10 protein-coding genes and 3 pseudogenes are annotated in these 9,832 nt (G+C 61.7%); 6 read left to right on the top strand and 7 right to left on the bottom strand.

The genetic code is table 11. The annotated features are described in order from the left end of the window. From B2994_RS03995 to B2994_RS03985, 3 genes and pseudogenes are all read left to right on the top strand, one after another. Nucleotides 1-687, top strand: a pseudogene (locus tag B2994_RS03995) (XRE family transcriptional regulator); the annotation flags it as partial. Further along, nucleotides 677-1,252 (top strand): annotated as a pseudogene (locus tag B2994_RS03990) (endonuclease III domain-containing protein); the annotation flags it as partial. The pseudogenes B2994_RS03995 and B2994_RS03990, both read left to right, overlap by 11 nt. 156 nt (nt 1,253-1,408) lie before the next feature. Then, nucleotides 1,409-1,975 (top strand): uracil-DNA glycosylase family protein, encoded by a 567-nt coding sequence (locus B2994_RS03985; protein ID WP_414630639.1) that lies wholly within the window; start codon nt 1,409-1,411, stop codon nt 1,973-1,975. On the opposite strand, the gene B2994_RS03980 is transcribed toward B2994_RS03985, so the two are convergent. Both B2994_RS03980 and B2994_RS03975 read right to left on the bottom strand, forming a co-directional pair. After that, on the bottom strand, nt 1,957-2,706 hold the full coding sequence (locus B2994_RS03980) for a dioxygenase (protein ID WP_291527087.1): 750 nt from the start codon (nt 2,704-2,706) through the stop codon (nt 1,957-1,959). The two genes, B2994_RS03985 and B2994_RS03980, sit on opposite strands and share 19 nt — an antisense overlap. Further along, on the bottom strand, nt 2,703-3,344 hold the full coding sequence (locus B2994_RS03975) for a MarR family winged helix-turn-helix transcriptional regulator (RefSeq protein ID WP_291527086.1): 642 nt from the start codon (nt 3,342-3,344) through the stop codon (nt 2,703-2,705). Before B2994_RS03975 ends, B2994_RS03980 begins: the two co-directional genes overlap by 4 nt. A gap of 251 nt (nt 3,345-3,595) precedes the next feature. On the opposite strand from B2994_RS03975, the gene B2994_RS03970 reads away from it, so the two are divergent. From B2994_RS03970 to B2994_RS03960, 3 genes are read left to right on the top strand one after another with little or no spacing between them, the layout of a single operon-like run. Next, a complete protein-coding gene (locus B2994_RS03970) occupies nt 3,596-4,000 on the top strand; it encodes a GntR family transcriptional regulator (protein ID WP_291527085.1) in 405 nt (134 codons plus the stop codon). Continuing rightward, nucleotides 3,970-4,896, top strand: coding sequence for an ABC transporter ATP-binding protein (locus B2994_RS03965; protein WP_291527084.1), 927 nt, complete (start codon nt 3,970-3,972; stop codon nt 4,894-4,896). Before B2994_RS03970 ends, B2994_RS03965 begins: the two co-directional genes overlap by 31 nt. Further along, nucleotides 4,893-5,651, top strand: coding sequence for an ABC-2 transporter permease (locus B2994_RS03960; protein WP_291527083.1), 759 nt, complete (start codon nt 4,893-4,895; stop codon nt 5,649-5,651). Before B2994_RS03965 ends, B2994_RS03960 begins: the two co-directional genes overlap by 4 nt. 33 nt (nt 5,652-5,684) lie before the next feature. Here the strand turns inward: B2994_RS03960 and B2994_RS03955 are convergent, their stop codons facing one another. The 5 genes and pseudogenes from B2994_RS03955 to B2994_RS03935 form a co-directional block, all read right to left on the bottom strand. After that, nucleotides 5,685-7,151, bottom strand: a complete 1,467-nt coding sequence (locus B2994_RS03955) for an aspartate ammonia-lyase (RefSeq protein WP_291527082.1) — start codon at nt 7,149-7,151, stop codon at nt 5,685-5,687. A 52-nt stretch (nt 7,152-7,203) separates the two neighbouring features. Next, nucleotides 7,204-8,043, bottom strand: a complete 840-nt coding sequence (locus B2994_RS03950) for a MazG nucleotide pyrophosphohydrolase domain-containing protein (RefSeq protein ID WP_414630638.1) — start codon at nt 8,041-8,043, stop codon at nt 7,204-7,206. A 42-nt stretch (nt 8,044-8,085) separates the two neighbouring features. After that, a pseudogene (locus B2994_RS03945) lies at nt 8,086-8,448 on the bottom strand (GNAT family N-acetyltransferase); the annotation flags it as partial. Between the two features lie 105 nt (nt 8,449-8,553). Beyond that, a complete protein-coding gene (locus B2994_RS03940) occupies nt 8,554-8,994 on the bottom strand; it encodes a GNAT family N-acetyltransferase (RefSeq protein WP_291527081.1) in 441 nt (146 codons plus the stop codon). 15 nt (nt 8,995-9,009) lie between these two features. Next, on the bottom strand, nt 9,010-9,832 hold an 823-nt coding region (locus tag B2994_RS03935), incomplete at its 5' end, for a methyltransferase domain-containing protein (protein WP_291527080.1).

The following is a 9,832-nucleotide window of genomic DNA, read 5'->3' as shown; positions in this document are numbered from 1 at the left end:
CGACGGTTTTCGCTGATGGTTCCCGGTGGCATCGCCGCGATCATTTGGGGTGTTGCCGGCGGAATGCTGTTTGACGAGTCGAATTCTGTTCTCGGGTCGAATTCGGCAAATGGATTCCTCATGTTTCTGTGCATTGCCGTCGGCGTGGTCGTCGGCCTTGCACTCATGATCCCCGCCTGCATGTGGCATGACGAGTTCCAGCGCCGGCATCCATTTATCGAGGATTTCTACACCGACGACGACCATGCCCGCGCCACGCGGTACGCCGCCATCGGTGTGACGTGCGGTATCGCGCTGATTCTAACGGGAGTGAGCGCGATGGTGTGGGTTGCCGAGCTGCAGGGCGTTTCCGACGGCTGGCCTGTCGGCTTGCTGCTGGCGTTGGTCGCGCCCGGCGTGGGTGCCATCGTGCATGCCGGTATGCGCAAAGGGCTGATGGACATCAATGACTACAACAAAAACGCGGAGCAGAAGCGTCGTGAACGTGCGGGGGAACGTGACTTCTACGACCAGCTTACCGGCGGGTTGTGTGGCATTGTCATGATTGTGGCCACCATTGTCGGTCTGGTGTTGATGTCCGCCGGTGGGCAGATGGGACGGGGCCTGTTCTGGCTTGCTTGGCCTGTTGGCGGACTTGTGTGCGGAGTCATTGCCATCGTCATCGGGTTCTTCCGTGATGCCAGGTGAAGGTGTTCGGCACTGCCGGATAGACTTGCGTGCCATGGATGGGCGGCGGGTGATTACGCTACGCGGATTGTACGAGCTGCTGTTGGATCGGCTGGGGCCGACGCATTGGTGGCCTGCCGACACGCGTTTCGAGATCGCGGTGGGGTCGATTCTGACGCAGAACACCGCATGGAGCAATGTGGACCTTGCGCTTGGGCGCCTCAGGGAGGTCGGCGCGCTGAATCCATGGGCGATACTGGACATGGATGACGCCGCGCTGGGCGAACTGATCCGACCGACCGGATATTGGCGGACAAAAACCGGATATCTCAAGGCGTTCTGCGTTTGGTTTTCCCGACTGCTAGAAGATGACACCGTGCCGTCGGATGACGTTTTCCCGTATTTAGTGGCTAACCGTAGTGACGCGGAACTTCGCGCCGAGCTACTGGCCTTGCGGGGCATCGGTGGCGAAACGGCCGATGACCTGCTGCTCTATGTGTTCGACCGGCCTGCGTTTATCGCCGACCGATATGCCCGTCGCCTGCTCGAGACGTTGGGCGTGACCGATCTGCCGAAATCCTATGAGGGCTTTCGCTCCCGCGTTCAGTCGCATGTCGAGCGCTGGAGTATCGCTGAACTCAAGGAATTCCATGGGCTTATCGACGAATTCGGCAAAGCCATGCGCAGTGCTGGTGACTGGGCCGAGTCCTTCATCGCGGACTGCCGGCTTACTTTCGAACGGTTGGAGCATGTCGAGCACGGCTTTGGCCCGGTGTGGGACGAGGCTTCACGTGTGCTGATATTGGGATCGATGCCGAGCCCGAAATCGCGGGAGATGGCGTTCTATTACGGCCATCCGCGGAACCGTTTCTGGAAGGTGATGGCCCGCATCTTCGATGATGACTCATGCCTGCCGTCAGCCTGTGCCGATTGCGGTGAATCCATGACTGTTGCGGATTTGGCTGGCCGCCGTCGCGATTTCGCGTTGCGTCATCACATTGCGCTCTGGGACGTGCTTGCCTCCTGTGACATCGTGGGTGCCAGCGATGCCAGTATTCGCAATCCGATTGCCAATGATGTTGCGCCAATTGTCAGGGGTTCGCGGATCGCCCATGTGTTTGCCACCGGTGCCAAGGCGGCGCAGCTGTATCGTCGGCTGTGTCTTCCTCGGCTCGGTGAGGAGGGTCTTGGCCTGACGAGCCTGCCCGTGACCCAGTTGCCGTCCACCAGCCCCGCGAACGCCTCCGTGGGGCTGCCCCGCTTGGTCGAGGCGTATCGGGCGGTTCGGCGTTATGCTTCGCCGCGGTAGCGGGACATCATGACGGAATGCAGTTCCTGCGCGCTGGGCGGCGTCCAACTGATCGCGTCGGCGCCGGCGTCGATGGTGGCTTGAATACCCTCGGGTGAGCGGCCGCCCGAGGCGAGAATCGGCATTTCGGGATGGTGGCTGCGGATTGAGGCGACGATGTTGGGCGTTCGCTTGCCGGCTGCCACGTTGATGATCGCGGCGCCGGCGCGAATCTTCGCTTCGGTGATGGCGTCGTCCACGGTGACGGTGGCCACGACGGGGATGTCCACCGTGCCCATGACGGCTTCGACGGTTTCCGGTGGTGCCGGCGCGTTGATCAGCACACCCGCCGCGCCTTGCATTTCGGCGACCATGGCGAGTTCCACCACGCGCTGCCCGGTGGTGGTGCCTCCTCCCACGCCCACGAAGAGGGGCTGCTGCGCCACCGTCAACAGCGCTTGTGTGATGATCGGTTCCCCGGTGAATGGGTATACGGCCAGAATGGCGTTGGCGTTGGTGTTGCGGATGACCACCACGTCGGTTGAGTAGGCGAAGGATTTCAGCGTGTGGCCTTTGACGGTGATGCCTCCGCAGGTGGAGATGAGCTCGGGAACCCGCACGGCGGGCGAGGTGAGTCGTCCTTCGACCGAAGCGGTGCCGCTGGCTGTGCGGCTGACCGACGGGGTGGCGGAATGGTGGCCGAGGGCGATTGATTCGCTGGGGGAGAAGATGTTCGTGCCGTGTTCGATCATGCCTGTTCCTCCTTGGGATTGATCGCTCCGTCGGCCGTCTGGCCGGACGTCGGGGATCCAAGTGACAGAAACTCCCGCATGGCCCTGCGGCGTTCGGCGAACTCGTCGTTGGCGAGTTTCTTCTCGGCGCTGTCGATGATGCGCTTCAGATATTCGGAGAATTGCGCGAGCTCGGCCTCGCTGAGGCAATCCAGCAGATCGGCGCCCATGTCGTGATGGATCCGCCGAACCTGGCGTGCCGCCTGCCTGCCCGCTTCGGTGAGGCGGATGGTCACCATGCGTTTGTCGGTGGCTGACGGATCACGTCGGATGTAGCCTTTGTGCTCGAGCCGGGCTAGCAGTTCGCTCATGGCTTGCCGGCTTGTGCCCAGCATGTAGATGAGGTCCTTCTGGCTGATCGCCGGCTTGAGTCCCAGGATCGTCAGTATGCGGCCCTGTCCGCAGAATGCCGAGACGTCGGATGGCGTTGGTTGCGTTGTCCGCTCGGCTTTCGGGGCGGCGTGCGCCGCGTCGACCGTGGTCGGGTTGGGGGAGGCGCCTTGTTGCTGTGCGGTGCGTTCTATCTGGAGTTTGGAGCGGATCAGCAGCAGATTCAGCTCGCGGATCTGGTCGAGGACCTTGGTTGATGCGGCGGGCATGGCCCCTCCTTTGGTGGCAAGGCTTACGCTGTCGCAGCCCATCGTAGGGTCGTTCGGGGTATAATGTCAAGTACTTTACGTATTTATGGCCGGCTGCCCTGGGTCCCGTGCGTGGCTGGGTTCGTGGTCTGCGAGGATTGTTCGACGCTGTGCGACACGTGGTGTCGCGCGGGTCGTAACTGTGTTACTGTTGTGTATAACAGTTACACAGTTAGCTGTCGCGCCGACGCAATCCACGAGAAAGGGCATTGATGAAACTGATCATTTCGTCCGTGTCCGGCGAACCCATCTACGAGCAGATCACAACACAGATCCGCGCCGCGGTGTTCAACGGCGACCTCAAGGCGGGGGAGGCGCTGCCATCCCTGCGAAAATTGGCCAGGGAGCTGCGCGTATCGGTGCTTACGGTTACCAGGGCGTATAACGAGCTGGCCGACGAGGGCATCGTGCAGAACGTGCAGGGCAAGGGGTGCTTCGTTCTGGACCGCGGCAACGAGGTCATGAGGCGGACCCTCCTGGACAAGGCCGAGGCGGGCCTTGCCGAGGCGTGCAAAGCCGCCAAAGCTGTCAACCTGCCGCTGCGCGATCTGCATGATCTGCTCGACCAGACATATAAGGACGCATCATGCTTAACGAAACCTCAAGTGCGGAGGTGATGGCTCTTTCCGTCACCGGCGTGACGAAACGCTATGATTCGGGCTTCACATTGGATGACGTGACCTTCGACTTGCCGCCCGGCTATATCATGGGGCTGATCGGCCCCAACGGCGCGGGCAAATCCACGCTGATCAAGCTGATCCTCAACATGATCCGACGCGATGCCGGCGCGATCCAGGTGCTTGGACTTGACGCCATCACGCGGGAGGAGCGGGTCAAAGCCGAAGTCGGCGTGGTATTCGATGGTTCGTACTTCATGGAAACATGGAGCGTAAGCCAGGTTGAACGGGTGATGGCGCCCATGTATCCCGCATGGAACAAGACCGTCTTTGACGGGTATCTTCGACGCTTCGACCTTGACCGTGGCAAGAAGGTCAAGGAACTGTCGCGTGGCATGCGGACGAAGCTCATGCTCGCCGTGGCCCTGAGCCATGACGCCAAGCTGCTGATCCTCGACGAGCCCACCAGCGGCCTTGACGTGCTCTCGCGCGACGAACTGATGGACATCCTGCACGCCTACATCGAGGACGGCAGGCATGCGGTGCTGCTCTCCACCCATATCACCTCCGACTTGGAACGCGGCGCCGACTTCATCACCTACATCACCGGCGGACGGCTGTACTACAGTGGGCCCAAGGACGAATTCGAGGAATCCTTCCGTCTGGTCAAAGGCGGTCCCGACAAGTTGGCGGCCGTCGACGCCGTGGCGGACGGAACGCGCGTCTACGGCACGGGCTTTGACGCACTGGTCCGAGCCGATTACCTCAGCAGACTGCCGGAGCATGCCGGGCTGGTCGTCGAACCTGCGAGCATCGACGACATCATTCGACTGACCAATGCGAAGGATGCCGTCGCGGACGGCAGCCTTGCGGACGACATGGAGGTGTCGCGATGACACGTATGCTTCCCACCCCTCCCGCGGACACCGGCCGTGCCATTCTCAACGCCTGCCGACTGGACTTCCATCGCATCAGGGGCGGCGGGTCGAATCTGTGGCTGATGCTCGGGTTCGCGCCAGTATTCACATTGGTGGTCGCGCTCGTCTCCGGAAATGGCGACATGCGCCCGTTGGCGGACTTCTCATCCGGCGCCGTCAACGGCTCGTGCTTCGCCCTGTTCATCGTGATGGCGATGTATGTGTTCTTCTATGAGTCCGAAGGGCGGAACGAGTGGATGAACGGGCTGATTCCCGTCAACCGCACCCATCAGGTACTGGGACGTTATGCGACGATGATCGCATGCGCATTGACGTTTCTGATCGAGGAAATCGCCTGCATCCTGATACTCAACGCGTTCGCAACCGCCGCAACAGGTGCCGTGGCCCTCTGGTCCGGTGACGACACGGCCGCGGTATTCGCCGCGATGGTCATCTTCATACTGCTGGAATCGGTGGCATATCCGTTGCTGTACCGTTTTCCCGCGCAAAAGGCGGTCACCGTAATGCTTGTGGCCATGGTCGTGCTGGTGGTCGCGGCACTCGCGCTGGCCGTCACACTGCCGCAATCCGTTCTGGACGATGTGGAACGTGCCGTGACGGCTCTGTCCGAGCATACGGTCACGGCGGCAACGGTCGGAGGCGTCGTGACCGTAGCGGTGCTGGTCATCTCCGTGCTGTGCTCGTTGCGCGTCTACCGCGCCAAGGAACTGTAAGGCGATTGCCGGTGGGGCGGGGGACTTGGCTCGCTATGCCTGTGGCCGATGCTCGCGACAGGTTTGTCCGAGTCGCCGGGACAGCGAGGCCGGATCAAGCAGATGGTCGAGTTCCTCGTCGTTCAGATCGGTGCGTTCGGCGGCGACCTCGCGAATCGTTCGACCGGAGGCCACAGCTTCCGCCGAGATCGCGCTGGCGGCCTCATAGCCGATGACGTCGTTCAGTGCGGCGGAGATGGCGGGGGAACGCAGGGCATGCTCTCGACCGGTTTTCAAATCGACCTGAATTCCTTCGATGCAGCGCTCGCGGAACATATCCATTGCGCGGGTCATCAGATGCATGCCGGTCAGAATCTGGTGCACGATCAGCGGGTCGAAGGCATTGAGCTGCAGCTGGCCCTCGGCGGCCGCCCAATTGACCGTCACGTCCATCCCGAAGATGGTGAAGCAGCTTTGGTCCACGCATTCTGGGATCACCGGATTCACCTTAGCCGGCATGATGCTGGAGCCCGCCTGACGAGGTTGCAGATGGATGTCCCCGAAGCCGGATCGCGGCCCCGAATTGAGCAACCGCAGGTCGTCAGCCGCCTTCTTCAAATGAATGGCCAGGTTTTTCAATACCGCGGAGGCCGCAATATAGGCGCTCATGTCGGTCATGGCCGCGATCGGGTCCGGCGCGGCGGTGATGGGAAGTCCGGTGATGCGCCTGAGATGCCTGGTTGCGCTGGTGCGGAATCGAAGATCCGCGCAGATGCCGGTGCCAATGGCGGTAGCTCCCAGATTCAGCACGCACAGATCCGGTATGAGTTGTTCCATCGCCGCCATGTCGAGTTTGAGAAAGCTGGCGAAGGCATGGAATTCCTGGCCGAAGGTCATCGGGACCGCGTCCTGCAGTTGAGTGCGGCCGAGTTTGACGTCATTGGCATGCTTGTCGGCCAGATTGTGCAGCGATTGGCGCAGTTGGTTGGTGGCGTTGATAAGCGGGCGCAGCGCATCGACGATGGCGAGCTTGCACGCCGCCGGATACGTGTCGTTCGTGGATTGCGAATGGTTGACGTGGTCGTTGGGGTGAATGAATGTGTAGTCGCCGCGGGGATGTCCGGCCAATTCGAGCGCGCGGTTGGCGATCACCTCGTTCATGTTCATGTTGGCGCTGGTGCCGGCGCCACCCTGCAGCACATCCACCGGGAACTGGTCGGCCAGACCGCCGTCCTCGATTTCTAGACATGCCTGTTCAATCAGCTTGGCCTTGGCGCCGTCGATCAGACCAAGCTCGGCGTTGGCGGTGGCACAGGCGCGTTTAACCGTTGCATACGCCCTGATGAGTGAGGGATGGTCGCCGTCCGTGACATCGGAAACAGTGAAGTTGCCGATGGCTCGCTGTGTGTGAATGCCCCAATAGACGTCGGCGGGCACGCCCATCTCGCCGATGCAATCGTGCTCGAGTCGCATGGATTTGGCGTCTGTGGTGGGCGTGGTCGTTCTCGATGCTCTCGTCATGTCGGTCATGCCATCATCATCGCCCATTCGCGTTACGAAACGCCACGCCGGCCTATCTCTGCTCCGCGGATGATTCCAGAGCGGTGAGACGTTGCTCCACTTCGCGTAGGCGGTTGCGTAAGGCGGATTCCATGTCGATGCCGTTGGCGTCCGCCTCGCGAATGATGGCCAGAACGCGGTTGGCGTATGCGCTGGCCGAAACTGCCGATTTGTCGGGGCCGGCGGACTTGGAGGCATCGTCGTCCGCAGAGGCGAGCGCCTGGTCCAGTAGCTGCGCATGCCCGGACTCGGCGGCTCGGTGAATGATCTTCGCCGCGCGGGGGAACGCGCCCTGTGCGCGAGCAATGCCTTCGACCACCGACTTGCGATGCTTTTCGCGCTGTTTCATCGCGTTCCATACGGCCAGCATTTCCTCCGGACTGTCCTCATGGCCGGCGTGCGGATCGCCGTCCGGCGCGAACACATGCGGGTGTCGGGTGATGAGCTTGTCCACCAATCGATCGCAGACCTCGTCGAGTGTGAACGGATCGGATTGGTCCTTCGCGCAGACGGCCGCCTGATAGATCGACTGCATGAGCAGGTCGCCGAGTTCCTCGCGCATGCCCTCGCGGTCGTCCTCTTCAACCGTGTCGACGAATTCGTAGGTTTCCTCCAACAGGTTCTTGAGCAGGCTTTGATTCGTCTGCCGCTTGTCCCACGGGCAGCCGCCCGGACCGACCAGAATCGTTACCACAGCCCGTACCCGTTCCAGTGCGGTTGGGGCCTTGACCACTGGCCCAAGTTTCGAGCAGTGTTCGAATCCCTTGGGCAGTTGGTAGCTGGAAGTAGCCCTGGGATCGGCTGCGTTCTGCTTTGCGGTCCGGTGCAATTGCTTGGAGAAGAACAGGTCCATGGTGGTGTGCGTGGTGTCGGGCAGCGGGCCGTCCAGTTGCGTGTAACCGAGTTGCCGATAGAGGTGTATCGCGTCCCTGAGGTTGTGGTGGGTCTCCAAGTACAGCGTGGCATATCCGGCTTCGGCGGCGCGCTGCTCCACAAGCGCGACGAGTTGATGGCCAAGTCCCTGATGCCGTGCGACGGGGGAGACGTACAGCTTTTGCAGTTCGGCCACGCCGGGTTGGTTGGGGAATGCCGCGAATCCGGCTCCGCCGGTCACGATTCCATCGTCGTCGATGGCGACGAAATAGGCGCCGGCGGCCTGATAGAACGTGCTCAAATGATCGAGTTCCGGGTCGAAATACGCGGTGCCGGGAATATCGAGTCCCTGCGCGGCTAGGCTGCTGCGCACAATGGCGGCCATCGCAACGTCGTCAGCGGCGGTAATCGGTCGAATCTGCATGCTGCCATTGTATGGCGGGAATGATGTGCCTTTGCACATAATGCCGCAAGCACCATGCCACGGGACTCAATCCGCTGTTTTCAGCGCTTTGACCATCCAGCCATGGGTGCCGTTGTCGAAGAATTCGTCGGTGGCCTGATATCCGAAGTGCTCATACATCGCGAAGTTTTTGTCTTCGGAATGCACTGCGGCAATCCGTCCGCCCGCTGCCAGAATGCGGCGTTCCGCCTCGGACAGCATCATTTTGCCGACGCCGCGTCCCCGTTCGCCGGCAGCCACCGCCAGCCGCGCGATCACCCAGCGGCCAAGCTGATCGGTGTGTTCGGGGTCGGGAAAGAAGCGGCATGTCGCTATGGCGCGGCCGCCCTCGAAAGCCAGCAGATGCGTGGCGCGACCGGGTTCGTCCCACTCGTCGAATTCCGGCCGGTAATCCTTCTCCACGACGAACACCGCCGTTCGGATGGCGCGGGCCTGGTCGGTCGCCCTGTCGTATTCGCGAATTTCCATGCGAGCATTCTATCGTCAGAGTTGGGCGAGGAAAAAGAAACGTGGCATGGGAATCAGCACGGTGCCGTCGGCCTGCAGCGGATAGACCGCGCGCAGCCGGTCGACGAATGCCTGCTCATAGGCCCGCCTCAATTCGTCGGTGGGCAGTTGCGACAGATACGGGCGCAAACCAGTGCCCCGATACCATTCGACGACGCCTGCGTAACCTTTCAGCGCATGCCAGTAGGTTGTCTCCCATACTTCCGCGTGTTTTGACAGAGGCGCGATGAGATCGTAGTAGGCGCCGACATCGAAGTGGCTGCCTCCCAGATGATGATAGGGGCGGATTCCCCCGCCACCGATGTAATCGGAGAACGGGGCTTTGACGGCCAGCTCGCGCATGACAGTGTGCGCGGGCTGGTTGATGGTTTCGGTGAACTGGCAGGCCGCCATGCCGCCGGGGCGTACGCGTCGCAGCATGGCGGGGATTACCTTGCGGTGGTTCGGCACCCATTGCAGGCAGGCGTTGGTGAATGCCACGTCGAAATCATCGGGCAGGCTGTCGAGATCGTTGGCGTCAAGCACCTGAAACTCCATATCGGGATGTTGCTCGCGCGCCGCCGCGATCATCTCCGGCGACGAATCGACGCCCAACGCCTGCGCCCCGGGATAGCGCGCGCGGAGTTGGGCGGTGCTGTTGCCCGGCCCGCAGCCGATGTCGAGCAGACGCCGTGCGGAACCGTCATCGGCGGGCAGACGGTTCACCAGGTCGCGGCTCGGCTGCGTGCGCTGGTCGGAGAATTTCAAATACTGCGAGGCGTTCCAAGTGAAAGTCATGATTCCAAGATCTTCCATGGGC

Origin of the sequence: Bifidobacterium sp. UBA744, from assembly GCA_002298605.1 — a bacterium.
GTDB lineage: Bacteria > Actinomycetota > Actinomycetes > Actinomycetales > Bifidobacteriaceae > Bifidobacterium.
The sequence above is the reverse complement of the archived record's forward strand: the minus strand, read 5'-3'. Positions and strand labels throughout refer to the sequence as shown.